At 70.2% G+C, this 16,313-nt stretch carries 15 protein-coding genes; 10 read left to right on the top strand and 5 right to left on the bottom strand.

The genetic code is table 11. The features are described from left to right. Window positions 1–76: 76 nt before the first annotated feature. Genes BMY74_RS38485 through BMY74_RS38465 form a run of 5 tightly spaced genes read left to right on the top strand, consistent with a single transcriptional unit; the run spans window position 77 to window position 4,709 of the window. The gene (locus tag BMY74_RS38485; RefSeq protein WP_089925433.1) at window positions 77–445 is read left to right on the top strand and encodes a hypothetical protein; all 369 of its coding nucleotides are present in this window, start codon (window positions 77–79) and stop codon (window positions 443–445) included. Window positions 446–455: 10 nt separating this feature from the next. Next, a complete protein-coding gene (locus BMY74_RS38480; protein WP_245786610.1) occupies window positions 456–1,184 on the top strand; it encodes a class I SAM-dependent methyltransferase in 729 nt (242 codons plus the stop codon). Then, a complete protein-coding gene (locus BMY74_RS38475; protein ID WP_089925430.1) occupies window positions 1,181–2,644 on the top strand; it encodes a 1,4-alpha-glucan branching protein domain-containing protein in 1,464 nt (487 codons plus the stop codon). Before BMY74_RS38480 ends, BMY74_RS38475 begins: the two co-directional genes overlap by 4 nt. 4 nt (window positions 2,645–2,648) lie before the next feature. Beyond that, the gene (locus BMY74_RS38470) at window positions 2,649–3,896 is read left to right on the top strand and encodes a glycosyltransferase family 4 protein (RefSeq protein ID WP_089925427.1); all 1,248 of its coding nucleotides are present in this window, start codon (window positions 2,649–2,651) and stop codon (window positions 3,894–3,896) included. Window positions 3,897–3,944: 48 nt separating this feature from the next. Further along, a complete protein-coding gene (locus BMY74_RS38465) occupies window positions 3,945–4,709 on the top strand; it encodes an SGNH/GDSL hydrolase family protein (protein WP_089925424.1) in 765 nt (254 codons plus the stop codon). A 3-nt stretch (window positions 4,710–4,712) separates the two neighbouring features. Here the strand turns inward: BMY74_RS38465 and BMY74_RS38460 are convergent, their stop codons facing one another. Next, window positions 4,713–5,465, bottom strand: coding sequence for an acyltransferase (locus BMY74_RS38460; protein WP_089925422.1), 753 nt, complete (start codon window positions 5,463–5,465; stop codon window positions 4,713–4,715). A gap of 52 nt (window positions 5,466–5,517) precedes the next feature. On the opposite strand from BMY74_RS38460, the gene BMY74_RS38455 reads away from it, so the two are divergent. From BMY74_RS38455 to BMY74_RS38440, 4 genes are all read left to right on the top strand, one after another. Continuing rightward, on the top strand, window positions 5,518–6,372 hold the full coding sequence (locus BMY74_RS38455) for a nucleoside hydrolase (protein ID WP_089925419.1): 855 nt from the start codon (window positions 5,518–5,520) through the stop codon (window positions 6,370–6,372). A 58-nt stretch (window positions 6,373–6,430) separates the two neighbouring features. Next, window positions 6,431–9,688: a GH92 family glycosyl hydrolase gene (locus BMY74_RS38450; protein ID WP_089925416.1), complete on the top strand. Its 3,258-nt coding sequence runs from the start codon at window positions 6,431–6,433 to the stop codon at window positions 9,686–9,688. 65 nt (window positions 9,689–9,753) lie between these two features. After that, window positions 9,754–11,580, top strand: a complete 1,827-nt coding sequence (locus tag BMY74_RS38445; protein WP_089925413.1) for a hypothetical protein — start codon at window positions 9,754–9,756, stop codon at window positions 11,578–11,580. Window positions 11,581–11,604: 24 nt separating this feature from the next. Then, window positions 11,605–12,330 carry a nucleotidyltransferase domain-containing protein gene (locus BMY74_RS38440; RefSeq protein WP_089925411.1) on the top strand — a complete coding sequence of 242 codons (726 nt, stop codon included), beginning with the start codon at window positions 11,605–11,607 and terminating at the stop codon, window positions 12,328–12,330. On the opposite strand, the gene BMY74_RS38435 is transcribed toward BMY74_RS38440, so the two are convergent. Next, on the bottom strand, window positions 12,266–12,655 hold the full coding sequence (locus BMY74_RS38435) for a DUF4267 domain-containing protein (protein ID WP_089925407.1): 390 nt from the start codon (window positions 12,653–12,655) through the stop codon (window positions 12,266–12,268). The two genes, BMY74_RS38440 and BMY74_RS38435, sit on opposite strands and share 65 nt — an antisense overlap. Before the next feature lie 92 nt (window positions 12,656–12,747). Here BMY74_RS38435 and BMY74_RS38430 point away from each other — a divergent pair, with 92 nt between their 5' ends. Next, window positions 12,748–13,335 (top strand): TetR/AcrR family transcriptional regulator, encoded by a 588-nt coding sequence (locus BMY74_RS38430; RefSeq protein WP_089925405.1) that lies wholly within the window; start codon window positions 12,748–12,750, stop codon window positions 13,333–13,335. Here the strand turns inward: BMY74_RS38430 and BMY74_RS38425 are convergent. Genes BMY74_RS38425 through BMY74_RS38415 form a run of 3 tightly spaced genes read right to left on the bottom strand, consistent with a single transcriptional unit; the run spans window position 13,294 to window position 16,177 of the window. After that, entirely contained in the window at window positions 13,294–14,454 is a 1,161-nt protein-coding gene (locus tag BMY74_RS38425) for a THUMP-like domain-containing protein (RefSeq protein ID WP_089925403.1), read from the bottom strand. The genes BMY74_RS38430 and BMY74_RS38425 overlap by 42 nt on opposite strands. Beyond that, entirely contained in the window at window positions 14,455–15,411 is a 957-nt protein-coding gene (locus BMY74_RS38420; protein WP_089925399.1) for a class I SAM-dependent methyltransferase, read from the bottom strand. It abuts the gene before it with no gap. Then, window positions 15,401–16,177 (bottom strand): enoyl-CoA hydratase/isomerase family protein, encoded by a 777-nt coding sequence (locus tag BMY74_RS38415; RefSeq protein WP_245786608.1) that lies wholly within the window; start codon window positions 16,175–16,177, stop codon window positions 15,401–15,403. The genes BMY74_RS38420 and BMY74_RS38415 overlap by 11 nt, the downstream gene beginning before the upstream one ends. Window positions 16,178–16,313 lie beyond the last annotated feature (136 nt).

Raw genomic sequence — 16,313 nt, 5'->3', positions numbered from 1 at the left:
GTTATAGCCTCTAACCAACGTGACTGACACTAACGAGTTGAAGGGCCGAGTCCCCAACCCCAGAAGGAGAACGACCATGTCCACCACCACGACCACCACCACGATCTCGAGCCGCACCGCCGCCCACCCGTCCAAGTCCGTGCTGGTCGCGGCCTGGGCCGCGCCCGTCATGGTCGTCGGCGGGTTCGGACTGCTCTCCGGGATCCCGATCGCCGTCGTCCTCGGCGCGAGCCTGCGCGACCGCCGGTCGAAGGCCCTGCGCTGGTGGTCAGGCGCCCTCGCGCTGGCGTACGCCACGCCGTTGACCATGTGGCTGACCGGGCCCAGCGAGGCACCCAGCCTGACCAAGTACATGGACGTCCCGACGACCGCCGCGCTCACCGCGGCCGGTGTCGTCACCGCGATCGCGCACCAGGTAGTTCGCAGGCGGTCTACTCACAAGTAACCTGGCGGGCGTGACCCTCCCCCTGACCGGCGAACGCACGGTGCCCGGTATCGCGGAAGAGAACTACTGGTTCCGGCGCCACGAGGCGGCCTACCTGCACCTCATCGGCCACTGCGTGGACGCGGTCGTGCTGGAGGCGGGCTGCGGTGAGGGCTACGGCGCCCAGCTGATCAGAACGGTCGCCCGCCGGGTGGTCGCCCTCGACTACGACGAGCTGACGTCGCGGCACGTGGCGCGCGCCTATCCGCAGCTCGACGTGCTGCGCGGGAACCTGGCGACGCTGCCGCTGCGCGACGGGAGCGTCGACGTCGTGGCGAACCTGCAGGTCATCGAGCACCTGTGGGACCAGGAGGGGTTCCTGGCGGAGTGCCGGCGGGTGCTGCGCCCCGGCGGGAAGCTCATCGTGACGACGCCGAACAGGATCACGTTCTCCCCCGGCCAGGACACGCCGCTGAACCCGTTCCACACCAGGGAACTCGCACCGTCCGAACTGGACGAGATGCTGCGGGGCGCAGGTTTCCGCGTTGACGAACTGACGGGGCTGCGTCACGGACGAAGGCTTGACACGCTCCTGAACGGACAGATCATCAACGCACAGGTCGAAGTCGCCCTGTCCGGTGCCCCGTGGCCGGTCGAGCTCAAGGAGGCTGTGGAGTCGGTGACGGTGGAGGACTTCGACATCACGCCCGACGACATGGACGCCTGCCTCGACCTCGTGGCCGTGGCGGTGCGCCCGTGACGGGAAAGGCCTCCGAGGGCACGTTCTGCCTGGTCCTGCACAGCCACCTGCCCTGGCTCGCGCACCACGGCGCGTGGCCGGTCGGCGAGGAGTGGCTCTACCAGGCGTGGGCGCACTCGTACCTGCCCGTCGTGGACATGCTGCGGCGGTTCGCGGACGAGGGCCGCAGCGACGTCCTGACGCTCGGCGTCACGCCCGTCCTGGCCGCGCAGCTGGACGACCCGTACTGCCTGCGGGGCATGCACGACTGGCTCGGCAACTGGCACCTGCGCTCGCACTTCGCCGGGCAACGGCTGCCGGAGCTGTCCGCGTACGAGCACCGGGCGTCGCGGTGGGCGCTGGAGAGGTTCGAAACGCAGTGGCGGCACGGGTTCTCGCCCGTGCTGCGGTCCCTTGTGGACTCGTCGACGATCGAGCTGCTCGGCGGTCCGGCGACGCACCCGTTCCAGCCGTTGCTGGATCCGCGCGTCAGGGCTTTCGCGCTGCGGACGGGCCTGGACGACACGGCGCTGCGCATCGGCCGTGCACCGGAGGGGATCTGGGCTCCGGAGTGCGGTTACTCGCCCGGCATGGAGGCGGGGTACGCGGCGGCGGGCGTGCGGCGGTTCATGGTCGACGGACCCGCGCTGCACGGCGACACGTCGGTCGCGCATCCCGTCGGGTCGTCGGACGTGCTGGCGTTCGGGCGTGACCTCGAGGTCTCGTACCGCGTGTGGTCGCCCAAGGTCGGCTATCCGGGTGATGCGGCCTACCGGGATTTTCACACCTTCGACCACCCGACGGGCCTCAAGCCGTCGCGGGTGACGGGCAAGAACGTGGCGCCGGAGGACAAGCGCCCGTACGACCCGCTGCTGGCGCGTGAGGCTCTCGACAGGCATGTGGCCGATTTCGTGGACACGGTCGTGCGGCGGTTGCGCGCGATCGACGGCGGAATGGTCGTGGCGGCCTACGACACCGAGCTGTACGGGCACTGGTGGCACGAGGGTCCGTTGTGGCTCGAAGCCGTGCTGCGCGCGTTGCCCGAGGCGGGGGTGCGCGTGACGACGTTGCGCGGTGCCGCCGAGGCCGGGCACGTGGGGGCGCCGGTCGAGCTGCCGGCGTCGTCGTGGGGCAGCGGCAAGGACTGGCGCGTGTGGGACGGCGCGCAGGTCGCGGACATCGTGTCGTTGAACGAGTCGGTGCAGAAGGAGTTGCTGGGACTGGACTTCTCCTCCGACGTGCGGGATCCGGTGCTGGACCAGGCGGTGCGCGAGGCGCTGCTGGCGTTGTCGAGCGACTGGGCGTTCATGGTCACGAAGGACTCGGCCGCGGACTACGCCCGCTACCGCGCGAAGATTCACAGCGACCGGTTCAGCGAGCTCGCGGCGTTGGCGCGCGGCGGTCGTGGACTGGGCAGGGCGGCGGAGCTCCGCGCGGCGGACGGCCCGTTCGGGCACCTGGACGCGCGAGGAATGGGGTAACGGGATGCGCGTGCTGATGTTGTCGTGGGAGTACCCGCCGGTGGTCGTCGGCGGGCTGGGCAGGCACGTCCACGCGCTCGCGACACAGCTGGCCGCGCAGGGGCACGACGTCGTCGTGCTGTGCCGGCAGCCCTCCGGCACCGACGCGATCACGCACCCGACCACCGACGTGGTGAGCGAGGGCGTGCGGCTCGTGCGCGTCGCCGAGGACCCGGCGCACTTCGTGTTCGAGAAGGACCTTCTGGCGTGGACGCTCGCGATGGGTCACGCCATGACGCGCGCCGGGCTGGCGTTGGGTTCGTGGCGCCCGGACGTGGTGCACGCGCACGACTGGCTCGTCGCGCACCCGGCCGTCGCGCTGGCCGAGGCGTTCGGCGTGCCGCTGGTCGCCACGATCCACGCGACCGAGGCCGGCCGTCACTCGGGCTGGCTGTCGCACCCGCTGAACCAGCAGGTGCACTCCGTGGAGTGGTGGCTGGCGAACCGCGCCGACTCGCTGATCACGTGCTCGTCGGCGATGCGCGGCGAGGTCGCGCACCTGTTCGAAGTGGACACCGCCGACGTCTCCGTGCTGCACAACGGCATCGAGCCGGGCGGCTGGAAGGTCCGCGCGAAGGACGTCGGCGCGGCCCGGCGCACGTACTCGCCGCACGGCGATCCGCTGCTGTTCTTCTTCGGCCGCATCGAGTGGGAAAAGGGCATCCAGGACCTGATCGCCGCGCTCCCCCGCATCCGCCGGTTCCACCGCGGCACGCGCGTCGTCGTGGCCGGTGGCGGGTCGCAGACCGAGTGGCTGCAGGACCAGGCGCGCAAACACCGCGTGCTGCGGGCCGTGGAGTTCGTCGGCCACCTCTCCGACCGGACTCTGGCGGCGTTGCTCACCGCTGCCGACGCCGTCGTGCTCCCCTCGCGCTACGAACCGTTCGGCATCGTGGCCCTGGAGGCCGCCGCCGCCGGAACGCCCCTGGTCGCCTCCACCGCCGGCGGGCTCGGCGAGGTCGTGCTGGACGGCGTCACCGGACTGTCGTTCGCCCCCGGTGACGTGGACGGACTCACCCGCGCCGTGCGCACCGTGCTGTCGGATCCCACCGCCGCCGCCACCCGCGCGAAGGCCGCGAAAGCCCGGCTCGCCACCGACTTCAACTGGGCCACGATCGCCTCCGACACGGCATCGGTGTACGCGAACGCCTCGGTGCGCGAACCGCGCGTGCTGGGCCGCCCCAAGATCGCGACGGGAAATCTGTTCACCTAGATCCGCTACAGTCGCCGGTCCCGTTAACAAGAGGTGACCGAGGACTGAATGGAATACCAACGCTTCGTGGCGCTCGGGGACAGCTGCACCGAGGGCCTGGACGACCTGCTGCCCGACGGCCGGTACCGCGGCTGGGCGGACCGCGTCGCGTCCGCGCTGGACGGGCCGGGCTTCCGCTACGCCAACCTCGGCGTGCGCGGCCGGCGCCTCGACCAGATGCTGGTGGAGCAGGTCCCGAACGCGCGGGCGCTGGAACCGGACCTGGTCGTGCTCTTCGGCGGCGGCAACGACGTCATGTCCGGCGCAACGGCTTCCCAGCTCGCGCAGCGGGTTGATGACATCGTGCGCGCCGTGACGTCGTTCGCGCCGACCGTCGCCGTCTTCACGTTGAGCGACATCTCGCACCGCATGCCGTTCGGCTGGCGCATGCGCCCACGCATCGAGGCCCTGAACACGGCCGTGCGTGACGCAGCTTCCCGTTACGACGCCGTGCTGGTCGACGTCGAGGCCGATGAATGCGTGCACGACTCGCGCTATTTCGGCCCCGACCGCCTGCACCTGTCGTCGTTGGGGCACAGGCGGTTGGCCGGGCACCTGCTGTCGACGCTCGGCATCCCGTTCGACCCGGCGTGGCTGACGCCGCTGGAGGGCACGGCCGCGTCGGCGTCGGTGCTGGACCACTGGCGGTGGCTGCGCGACCAGGTGCTGCCGGTGGCCTACACGCGGACGCGGAACAAGCTCATCGGCAGGCAGCCGGGCGACGGCTTCACCCCGAAGCGCCCGCAGCTCGCGCCGCTGCGGGTCGCTCGCTGACCGTCAGGCCGACGCGTCCTCCGACCGCTGGGCCAGGGCCTCCTTGGCTTTGCGGGCCATGTCCGCGATGTCCGCCCGCCGCTGCGCGTCCGCCTCGTAGTCGGCGCGCCGGTCCCGCACCACCCGCGCGGGCATCCCGACCGCGATCTTGAAGTCCGGGATGTCCCCGCGCACGACCGCATGCGCCCCGAGCACGCACCCGCGCCCGACACGGGTGCCGCGCAGCACCGTCACCTTGGCGCCGAGCCAGCAGTCCGGCCCGATCCGCACCGGCGACTTCACGATGCCCTGGTCCTTGATGGGCAGCGTGATGTCCTCGACCTTGTGGTCGAAGTCGCAGATGTATACCCAGTCCGCGACCAGCGACGACGCGCCGATCTCGATGTCGAGGTAGCAGTTGACGGTGTTGTCCTTGCCGAACACGACCTTGTCACCGATGCGCAGCGACCCCTCGTGGCAGCGGATGGCGTTGCCGTCGCCGATGTGGACCCAGCGGCCGATCTCGAGGCGGCCGAAGCCGGGGCGGGCCATCACCTCGACGCGCTTGCCGAAGAACACCATGCCGCGCAGCACGACGTGCGGGTTGAACAGGCGGAACTTCAGCAGCCGCCAGTACCGGACGAGGTACCAGGGCGTGTAGGCGCGGTGGCGCAGCACCCAGCGCAGGGAGGCCACCGTGAGGAACCGCGCCTGCATCGGGTCACGACGCGACCTGCGCCAGCGCGTCCAGACCGGGGCGCCCCACATCGAAGTCATGGACGAAGACTCTAACTTCGGGTGCCGGGCCCGTCTCAGGCAAGCTGGCGGCATGGCGACTCCTCTCATCATCGACACCGACCCCGGCGTCGACGACGCGTTCGCGATCGCGCTCGCTGCCCGCAGTCCCGAGGTCGAACTGAAGGGCCTGACCACGGTCTTCGGCAACGTCGGGCTCGACCTCACCACGGCGAACGCACTGCGGTTGCTCGCGCACCTCGGGCGCACCGACGTGCCCGTGGTCAAGGGGTCCGAGGGGCCCGGCGGCGCGGCGGACGTGCACGGCGCGGACGGGCTCGGCGGGCAGGCGCTCACGTTGCCCGAGAACCCCGTCCCGATCAGCGGCGAGGACGTCGTGCGGTTCTTCGCCGACACGATCACGCCGGACACCGTGGTCGCGGCGATCGGGCCGCTCACGAACATCGCCGCGGCGCTCGAGGCCGGTGTGGAGTTCCCGCGGTTGATCGTCATGGGTGGCGGGCTCGGGCTGGGCAACATGACGGCGCGGGCCGAGTTCAACTTCTGGGCCGACGCGAAGGCCGCGCGGACCGTCATCCGCAAGGGCAACCCGGTCGTGGTGCCGCTCAACCTCACTCAGCGGTGCATCGCGGACACCGAGTTCCTCGCGAACGTCGACCCCGTGCTCAGCAACCTCACCGGCACCTACCGCGCTTACCTCGCGGCGCACAAGGACCAGAACCACTCCGACCGCGAGGAGGGCATCCTGATCCACGACGCCGTGGCGGTGGCGGAGGCGATCGTGCCCGGAACCCTGAAGCTCGAGACCCACGGGCTCGACATCGACGACGAAGGCGCCCTGGTCGAGGGAAAGCACCAGGTAGAGGTCGCGGTGGAGACCGATTGGCCCGCGTTGCGGTCCTTCATGGAGCAGCGCTTGTCCGTTTGACGACAACTTCGCGTCGCTCTCTGGGGTTGCGCGGGCACGGTAAGTAGGGTCCGCGACCATGCAGCGAAGAGTCCTCACGACAGCTGCGGTAGTGGCGGCCATGACGTTCGGAGTGGTCCCTGCCTCCGCTCAGCCCCAGATCCAGGTGGTGCCGGACCCGGCAGCACACGTGAACCCGTTCATCGGCACGACCAACCTCGGGAACACCTTCCCCGGCGCGGTCGTGCCGTTCGGCATGTTCTCCTTCAGTCCGGAAGCGAGTCGCGGCAACACCCTGCGCGCCGCGGCTCCCGGCGGTTACCGGTACGACGCCACGAAGATCCGCGGCTTCAGCCTCACCCACATGTCCGGCACGGGCTGCGCGGGCGGCAGCGGCGACATCCCGATCTTCCCGCACGTCGGGACCGTCACGACCAGTCCGACGACGGACGCGACCGACGCGGTCTACGCGAGCGAGTTCGCGCACGCGGACGAGGTGGCCAAGCCCGGCCGCTACGACGTGACGCTCAAGTCCGGTGCGAAGGCCGAGCTGTCCGCCACCGAACGGACCGGCGCGGCGCGGTTCAGCTTCCCCGCCGACAAGCCCGCGACGGTGCTGGTCAACACCTCCAAGTCGCAGGTCGGCAGCAGTGACGCGCAGACCGTGGTCGACAGGGACAAGCGGACCATCACGGGCTCCGTCACGTCCGGCAACTTCTGCGGCTACATCAACCAGGTCGGCCGCCGCAGCTACTACACGCTGCACTTCGTGGCGGAGTTCGACCAGGCGTTCACCGAGGTCGGCACGTACCAGGACAACGTTGTCACGCCCGGAAGCACTACTTCCCGGGGCGGCACGACGTACGGGACGAACGGCTGGCCAGTGCTGGGCAAGGGTTCCGGCGCCTACCTCGGGTTCGCGCCCGGCTCGCAGGTGAACGTCAAGGTCGGCATCTCCTACGTCAGCCTGGACAACGCCAAGGCGAACCTGGCGGCCGAGAACAAGGGCCAGTCCATTGAGGACATGAGGGACAACGCGTACATCGCGTGGCAGAAGCAGCTCAAGCGCATCGAGGTCGGCGGCGGCTCCGATGACGAGCGGACGAAGTTCTACACCGCGCTGTACCACTCGCTGTTGCACCCCAACCTGTTCAGCGACGTCAACGGCGAGTACGCCGGGTTCGACGGCAAGGTCCACAGGATCGACAAACGCCGGCAGAAGGCCCAGTACGGCACGTTCTCCGGCTGGGACATCTACCGCTCGCAGCTGCAACTGCTCACCCTGCTCGAACCGCAGATCGGCTCGGACATCGCGCAGTCGCTGCTCAACCAGGCCGAGCAGAACAACGGCGTGTGGGACCGCTGGACGCACGCGGCCGGCGGCACGCACGTCATGAACGGCGACCCGGCGCCGATCGCGCTGGCCGCCATCTCGGCGTTCGGCGGCGAGGGCTACGACGTCAAGGCATCCCTGAAGTCCCTGGTGAAGGCCGCGACCGTGCCCACGGCACTGGACCTGAGCAAGGACGGCTGGGCCGTCATGTCGGTCGGGCAGCGGCCGTCGCTCGACAAGTACCTGCGGCACCAGTACATGCCGGCCGTGACGAACGCCTGGGGCGGCGCGGCGGAGACCCTGGAGATCTCCGCGGCGGACTTCGCGATCAGCCAGCTCGCCGAGCGCACCGGCGACAAGAAGACCGCGAAGACGTTCGCCGAGCGCGCCCAGTGGTGGCAGAACAACTTCGACCCCGTCGCGGACGCCACCGGCGGCTACATCCGCAACCGCAACGCCGACGGCACGTGGGTCAAGGACTTCACGCCCGACACCGGCAACGGGTTCGTCGAGGGCAGCAGCGCGCAGTACACGTGGATGGTCACGCACAACGTCGCCGGGCTCGTCGAGTCCCTGGGCGGCCGCGAGCGCGCGACCAAGCGGCTGGACGACTTCTTCCACAACGCCGACGGCAGCTGGGCCCTCAGTGGTCACGGCGGGTCGAAGTCCGAACTGGACAACGAGCCGTCGGTGAACGTGCCGTGGCTGTACAACTACACGGGCCAGCCGGCCAAGACGCAGGAAACCCTGCGCGAGACCATCAACACGCTCTGGAAGAACGCCCCCGGCGGCATCCCCGGCAACGACGACCTCGGCGCCATGTCGTCGTGGTTCGTGTTCACCGCCATGGGCATCTACCCGCAGGTGCCGTCCCGCGCCGAACTCGTGCTGAGCGCCCCGCTCTTCACGTCGGTGAAGATCAACCGCGGCGGTGGCAGGGACATCACGATCACCGCACCGCAGGCGAACACGGCCACGAAGTACGTGCAGTCGCTGAAGGTCAACGGCAAGGCCGCCACGAAGACCTGGCTGCCGGAGTCGTTCGTGCAGCGCGGTGGCAGGCTCGACTTCGTGCTGGGCAAGGCGCCTTCGTCGTGGGGCACCGGCGCTTCCGACGCGCCGCCGTCGTTCCGCGAGGGCGAGAAGCCGATCACGCACGACCAGCCGTACTTCCTCACGGTCGAACCGCGCCAGCTCGTGGTGGAGCCGGGGAAGACGGTCACGGCGAAGGTCAACTCGGTCAAGCTCTACGACGGCGACCCGAAGGCCACCTACACGATCACCGGCTCGGACGCCCTCACGTTCACGCCGGCGACCGGTGCCGTGCCGGGTGAGTTCACCGTCACGGCGAAACCCGATGCGGCACAGGGTTTCTACGACATCACCGTGACGGTGACCGTCGAGGGTGCCCAGAAACCGGTGGTGCTGCCGCAGATCGTGAAGGTCGCGCCGGCGGGCAGCATGCTCGCCGCCGTGAACAACGTGGGCGCTTCGGCGGACGCCACCGGCGAGGGCGACTTCGACGGCGGCGGCTACAGCTACTCGCGGGAAGCCCTGGCCGCGGCCGGACTCCCGCCGGGCGGCACGGCCACCGTCGACGGACTCACGTTCACCTGGCCGTCGTCGCCCGCGGGCCGTCCCGACAACGCGACGGCTCAGAAGCAGACGCTGTCCCTGTCCGGTACCAAGCTCGCCTTCATCGGCTCCGCAGCCAACGGGGCGCGCTCGAAGGCGGCCACGGTGACGTTCACCGACGGCACCACGGCGTCGGTCGACATCGGGTTCAGCGACTGGACGCTGGGCGGCGGCGGGGCGGCACCGAGCTTCGGCAACGTGGTCGTCGCGAACACGCCGTACCGCAACCAGTCCGGCGGCGGCAACGAGAAGGTCGCCACGCACATCTTCGCGACGAAGACGTACGTGGCACCGGAGGGCAAGACGCTGGCGAGCGTCGTGCTGCCGGACGACGTGAACATGCACGTCTTCGCGGTCGCCCTGGGTTAGGCCATCCCGGTGGGGCGGCCCGGTTCCGCGGACCGGGCCGCCCCTGCCGCGGGCATGATCCGCGGGTGACCGACATCGAGCGGCGGCTCGTCGAGGCCGCCCGCAACGGCCAGTGGCTGACCTGCACCGAGCCCGACGACGTGGTGCCCGCCGAGCTGATCAGGGAACTGCTGCTCGGACGTCACGGCGAGCTCGACCCAAGTGGGGTGAGGTTGCGCGGCGCCCGTGTCGACGGCGCCCTCAACCTCACCAGGGTGAAGGCCTCGGTCGGGTTGGCCTTCACCGACTGCACGATCGAGAAGCCGATCACCGCCCTCTTCGCCAGCCTGCCTGACCTGATCTTCAACGGCGGCCGCTGCGCGGGAATCCACGCGGACAGCCTCCACGTCGACAACGTCCTCTTCCTGCGCCGCGGCGTCCGGATCACTGGTGACGGGACAGCAGGCGCGGTCCGACTCGTAGGTGCACACATCGGCGGAGACCTGAGCCTCGAAGGCACGGCGATCACCAACACCACCGGTCCCGCGATCGAGGCAAGTGGCCTGGGGGTCGGCGGGCAGGTCTCCTTTCGAGGCGGCGTCCGGATCCACGGACAGGGCACCCGCGGTGCGATCAACTTCACCGGCGCCCGCTTCGTGACGGACTTCGACGTGTCGGAGACGGAGATCACCAACGACTCAGGTCCCGCTGTGGTGCTCGAAAGCGCCGAGATCGGTGGCAACCTGGCGCTGTGGGAGAGCATCCGGATCAGCGGTCGCGGAGAAGGACTCGCCCTCCGCGGTGCGCACGTCTCAGGCCAGGTCGGCGTGAAGGACACCGAGATCACCAGCACGGCGGGCATCGCGGTGGACGCGAACAGCGTCAAGATCGACGGAAATCTCCTGCTGAGAAGCGAGGTCCGCATCGTGGGCCACGACTCGGCCGGGGCGGTCAACCTGCTCGGCGGCCGCATCGGTGGGGTCATCGCACTGACGGACACGACGATCAGCAACCCTGCCGGTCCCGCGCTCACCGCCGACCGTGTCCGCGTGGGCGGAGCCCTCGCACTGCACGGCCGGACCCGGCTCTCCGCAGGCGACTCCGCGATCAGGCTGGTGGGCGCCCGCATCGACGAGAGCTTCGGCTGCGGTGAGACGGTGACGCTGGAGACGCAGTCGGCCCCGGCTGTGGACCTCCGGGACACGACGGTCGGCGTCACGGTGGCACTGCCGCACTCCGCCCTGTGCCCCGATCGCGGCCGCGGCGCGACGTGTGAGCACAAGAACCTCGTGCGCCTTGAAGACTTCAGCTACAGGTCGCTCGCGCCGCGCTGGGACTGGGAGGAGTGGCTGCACGTCATCCGCTGCCACACCCCCGCCTACCACGCGTCCGGCTACCAGCGGCTGGCCGCGGTCGAGCGAGCGGCGGGTCACGACGGCACGGTGCGCCGGATTCTCATGGCACAGCAGACGGATCTGCGGCGGCGGAGCCCGCAGTCGCTGGGCGGGCGGATGACGCGGTGGTTCCACTGGTTGTGGGGCGCGCTGGCCGGGTACGGGTACCGCGCTCGCCGCACCGCCGCCGCGTTGTTGCTGGTCCTCGTCGTGGCCGGGGCGATCGGCTGGCTGGCCGGGCAGGTCCCCACGCGGCCTGGGCACCTCGTCGCGGAAAGGGTTGCCACGGCACCGGTCGGTGCCGGGACTCCCTGTTCCACCGTGGAACTCGTCGGGCTCGGCCTGGATCGCGGGTTGCCGCTGGCCATGACCGGGATGCGGGCCCGGTGCGACCTCGACACGGCCTCGCGGAAGGGGCAGGCGTTCACGGCGGCCATCTGGCTGGTGCAGCTCGCGGTGTGGGGGCTCGCGACGCTGGCGCTGGCCGGGTACACGAACCTGGTTCGCAAGCCTGGCTGAAGTGGTGGCGCATAAGGTTGTGAGGTGTTCACGGTTTCCGAACGCGACCAGGTGCGTCGTGATCTCGTCAACGCCGCCGACGTCGATCCGCGGGTGGTCGGGGCGGCGCTCACCGGGTCGGTCGCGGTCGGTGAGGAGGACCGCTGGTCCGACATCGACTTCGCGTTGTCGGTCAAGCGCGAGTTCGACGCCGTGGTCGTCGACTGGACGGCGTTGATGTACGCGTGCGGTGCCGTCGGCCATCTCGACGTGCGGCGCGGGAACGTGTTGTTCCGCGTGTTCCTGATGCGGTCGACGTTGCAGGTCGACGTCGCGTTCTGGCCGTCGGACGAGTTCGGGGCGACCGGGCCCGCGTTCCGGCTGCTGTTCGGGGAGACCAACGAGCTGCCGCAGGCCGGGCAGCCCGACCGCGACGAGCTCATCGGTCTCGCGTGGCTGTACGCGCTGCACGCGCGGTCGTCGATCGCGCGCGGGCGGGTGTGGCAGGCGGTCTACATGATCAACGGATTGCGGGACCACGTGATGTCGTTGTGGTGCCTGCGCGAAGGCGTGAACGCGGTGCAGGGCAGGGGGTTCGACGACCTGTCCGAGGCCGGCGCGTTCGCCGGGACGCTGGTCCTGTCCACGCATCCCGACGAGCTGTGGCGGGCGTTCCGGGCGTTGACCGGGCTGCTGCTCGGGGAGATCACCGAGCCGGAACTGCGCGAGGCCGTTCGGGTGCTGTCGCACGGAGCAGCAGGAACGCGGTGATCAGCACGAGCACGGCAGCCGAGCCGTGCACCATCAGCGCGTAGCCCACCGTGCCGCCGTGCGTGATCACGGCCAGGCAGTCGCCGATCGGGATGATCGCGTCCGCCAGCACCACCCAGCCCAACGCCCGGTACTGCTTCATCAGCAGCAGGACCAGCGCCGTCAAGGCGTAGGCGAGATCCCGCACGCCCTTCACGACGTAGTAGCCCGCCGGGTCGACGATGCCGAAGCCGGCCGCGGCCCCGTCCCCGTTGAGCAGGTAGCTCAAGCCGAAGTAGAAGCCCGCCGCGACGACGAGCCACCCCATGATCGTGGCCAAGCGCATTGCATCCTCCGAAGGAATCTAGCACTGCTAGCGACACGAGCGACGCTAACACTAGGAGCGCTCGCATGTCTAGCAGTGCTAGATTCTGTGGCGTGACGATCCAGAACCGGCGTGAGCGCGAGCGGGCCGAACGCCACCAGCTGATCATCGACACGGCCAGGGACCTGGCCGAGGCGGAGGGCTGGGACGCGGTGACCACGCGCAGGCTCGCCGAGAAGGTCGAGTACAGCCAGCCGGTGCTCTACAGCCACTTCAAGGGCAAGGACGCGATCGTGCGCGCGGTCGCGATCCAGGGTTGCGGCGACCTGGCCCGGCTGTTGCGGAAGGCCCGGCCGTCGCGCGGGCAGTCACGGCTGCGGGCCGCGGCGGAGGCGTACCTGGAGTTCGCGAGAGAGAGGCCAGCGCTCTACGACGCGATGTTCGTGCAGCAGTCCGACATCCCGTGGGGCACAGACGAGGTGCCGCAGGAGTTGCTCGACGCGTTCGGGGAACTGGTCGCCGCGGTCGAACCGGTGAGGGGCGACCGGGACCTGGAGGCGTTGACGGAGGTCTTCTGGAGCTCGCTGCACGGCATCGCGACGCTCATGCAGGGCGGCAGGCTGCGCCCGGCGCACGACAAGACCCGCCTCGACCTGCTGCTAGGTGCGCTCAGCCTCGCACAGGACGAAGACCGGCCCTGAGCCGATCCGCGTCAGCACGACCGTCGCCGACCCGGACCCGGAGAGCTTGAGGCGCTTGCGCATCGTGTTCGGGTCGACGTCCAGGCCGCGCACGAGGATCTCCAGCCGGCCGATCCCCCGCGTCTTGAGCAACGACTTGAGCGACTTCTCCGTGTAGTGCCCGTGTTCGAGCACGCGGAACGCGCGGATGCCGGGCGGGGGCTCGGAGCCGCTCAGGTACGCGATGCGTTCGTCGAGCTGCCACAACCCGTGCCGCGCCGCGTAGTGCCGCACCAGGCCGGCGCGCACGACCGCGCCGTCCGGGTCGACGAGCCACGCGCCGGGCGGGGCGACCGGGCAGTCATCGGGTTCGGCGTCCGTCAGGGTCCACGACGACGAGCCGTGCAGCACCGTGGCCCGGCGCGACACCCCGAGCGTGGCGAGGCCTCGTGTCCACAAACAGGCCTCGCGGACCGCGCCGTCCAGCGACACGACCTCGATCTCGTCGGCCCACGGCGCGACGGCGAAGTCGATGCCGGGAGCGCACTTCACCGCCAGGTCGACACCCGCGTACACCTCGGCCAGCTCGTCGAGCGGCGGCACGAAGTCCGATGGGTTCCACTTGCGGCGCCCGGCGGAGTCGCGGCGGGCCGGGTCGGCCGTCACCGCGGACGCACGGGAGACGGGCCGCAGCGCGTCGGCCACGACCACGGGCCGGTCCGGAACGTTGTTGCGCGCCATGGCGAGCCGCACCGGGTCGAGGTCCGAGCCGAGGCAGAACGACGCGACCTCGCTCAACGCGAACAGGTCCGCGCCGACCGAACACGTCACGTCGTGCACGGTGCGTCCGGCGAACCGCGCCGCCCGGTGCCGGGCGACGGCCGAGGCCGTGGCCTGCTGCAGCGCGTCGTCGGTGAAGAGCCACGACCCGGCGGAGTCCAGTTTGGACACAGCACGGCGCCGGAGCAGCACGGTTTCCACGACCGGGGCGAACGACGGTCCGAGGAGCTTCCGGGCCGTCTCGACGTCACGCAGGCGCGTGGAGTCCGTGAACGGCAACGCGTCCACCTCGGCCAACGCGGCGGTTCCGGCGGCGGAGCGCAGGAACGCCACGTCGGACGTGGTGAACGCGTAACCCACTTACGAAGACTTCTTACCGGTGATCGCCACGTTGTAGAACACCTCGCGCGGCAGCACCTTCGAGAGCACGTTCTGGTCGACCCACGAGAGGTTCTGCCAGGTGCGGTAGGCGAACATCGCCCAACCGAAGCCCAGCTTCTCGCGCGGCACGGCGGCCTCGAACGTGCGCACAGGCCAGCCGAACAGCGCGGCCGAGAGCTCGTCGGTCACCGCGCGGACGCCGACGGCACCGGCACGACGGGCCGTCGCCTCGAGCTGGTCCGGGTCGAACGTGTGCAGGTCGACCACGGCCTCCAGCGCGGCAGCGCGCGAGGACTCGTCGAGCTCCTTCTGCGGGCGGCGCCAGTCGTTCAGCACCGGCACGGCCTTGGTGATGTTGGTGGTGAGCCACCACGTCGCCTGGCCGAGCTTGCGGGCGTAGAAGTTGCCGATGTTCGTCGGGTCGCCCGCGAACACGAACTTGCCGCCGGGCTTCAGCACGCGCAGCACCTCGCGCATCGCCGCCTCGACGTCCGGGATGTGGTGCAGCACCGCGTGACCGACGACGAGGTCGAACGTGTCGTCGTCGTACGGGATGCGCTCGGCGTCGGCGACGCGGCCGTCGACGTCCAGCCCGAGGTGCTCGGCGTTGCGCAGCGCGACCTCGACCATGCCGGGCGACAGGTCGGTGACCGAGCCCTTCTTGATCACGCCGCCCTGCATCAGGTTCAGCAGGAAGAAACCCGTGCCGCAGCCCAGTTCCAGCGCGTGCTCGTACGGTCCGACGTCACCGGCGGCGGCGCGGAAGCGGTCCGTCGCGTAGGTGATGCAGCGGTCGTCGTAGGAGATCGACCACTTCTCGTCGTACGTGCCCGCTTCCCAGTCGTGGTAGAGCACCTGCGCGAGCTTGGTGTCCTTGTAGGCCGCCTCGACCTCTTCGGCCGTCGCGTGCGGGTTGGGTGCCGGATCAGTTGCCACTGAACTTCGCCTTTCCGGGGCCGTTCTCGATGAACGACTCCACGCCCGCCTTCTTGTCCTCCGTCGCGAACAGCGCCGCGAAGAGGTGGCTCTCGAGCTTGAGGCCCGACTCCAGGTCGGTGTCGAGGCCACCGTCGACGGCGGCCTTCGTCGCGGCCAGCGCGAGCACCGGCCCGTTCACGAACTGCTTGGCCCAGCGCACGGCCGCCGCGTACACGTCGTCGGGCGCCACGACCTCGTCGACCATGCCGATCTCGAGCGCCTCCTGGGCGCCGACGAACCGGCCGGTGTAGAGCAGGTCCTTGGTCTTCGACGGGCCGATCAGCCGGGCGAGACGCTGCGTGCCGCCACCGCCGGGGATCAGGCCGAGCAGGATCTCGGGCTGGCCGACCTTCGCGTTGTCGCCCGCGATGCGGCGGTCGCAGCCGAGCGCGACCTCGAACCCGCCACCGAGCGCGTAGCCGGTGATCGCGGCGACCGTCGGCTTCGGCACCGAGGCCAGCGCGCCGAGGGCGTCCGACAGGCCCTTGGCCCGCAGGGTCATCTCGGCGTGGGAGATCTGCGCGAACTCCTTGACGTCCGCGCCGGCCGCGAAGACCTTCTCACCGCCGTAGACGATGACCGCGTAGACGTCCGCGCGCTCGGAGGCCTCCTTGGCGGCGGCCTGGAGCTCGGTCTGCACCTGCCGGTTCAGGGCGTTCATCGGCGGCCGCTCCAGGCGGATCGTGCCGATCCCGTCCTGGACCTCGAGCCTCACGAACTCCACAGTGCCTCCTTTGCCGCTGCTGCGCAGACGGCGGCTCGTTCGCCGGGAAGTCGGTCGTCCGGCCGCCGCTTCGGCCCGAATCGCCTTCGGCGGTTGACCCGAAGAGGCGACCGGACGACCGACGCGAACTCGCGGT

This window comes from Lentzea albida (genome assembly GCF_900111005.1).
In the GTDB taxonomy this organism is placed as follows: domain Bacteria; phylum Actinomycetota; class Actinomycetes; order Mycobacteriales; family Pseudonocardiaceae; genus Lentzea; species Lentzea albida.
This window is presented reverse-complemented; position numbering and strand designations above follow the sequence as displayed.

What these genes read in the sequence shown, in the direction of transcription:
- BMY74_RS38485 (WP_089925433.1), top strand. Translation starts at nt 77, where the DNA reads ATGTCCACCACCACGACCACCACCACGATCTCGAGCCGCACCGCCGCC.
- BMY74_RS38470 (WP_089925427.1), top strand. Translation starts at nt 2,649, where the DNA reads ATGCGCGTGCTGATGTTGTCGTGGGAGTACCCGCCGGTGGTCGTCGGC.
- BMY74_RS38465 (WP_089925424.1), top strand. Translation starts at nt 3,945, where the DNA reads ATGGAATACCAACGCTTCGTGGCGCTCGGGGACAGCTGCACCGAGGGC.
- BMY74_RS38460 (WP_089925422.1), bottom strand. Translation starts at nt 5,465, where the DNA reads ATGACTTCGATGTGGGGCGCCCCGGTCTGGACGCGCTGGCGCAGGTCG.
- BMY74_RS38455 (WP_089925419.1), top strand. Translation starts at nt 5,518, where the DNA reads ATGGCGACTCCTCTCATCATCGACACCGACCCCGGCGTCGACGACGCG.
- BMY74_RS38450 (WP_089925416.1), top strand. Translation starts at nt 6,431, where the DNA reads ATGCAGCGAAGAGTCCTCACGACAGCTGCGGTAGTGGCGGCCATGACG.
- BMY74_RS38435 (WP_089925407.1), bottom strand. Translation starts at nt 12,655, where the DNA reads ATGCGCTTGGCCACGATCATGGGGTGGCTCGTCGTCGCGGCGGGCTTC.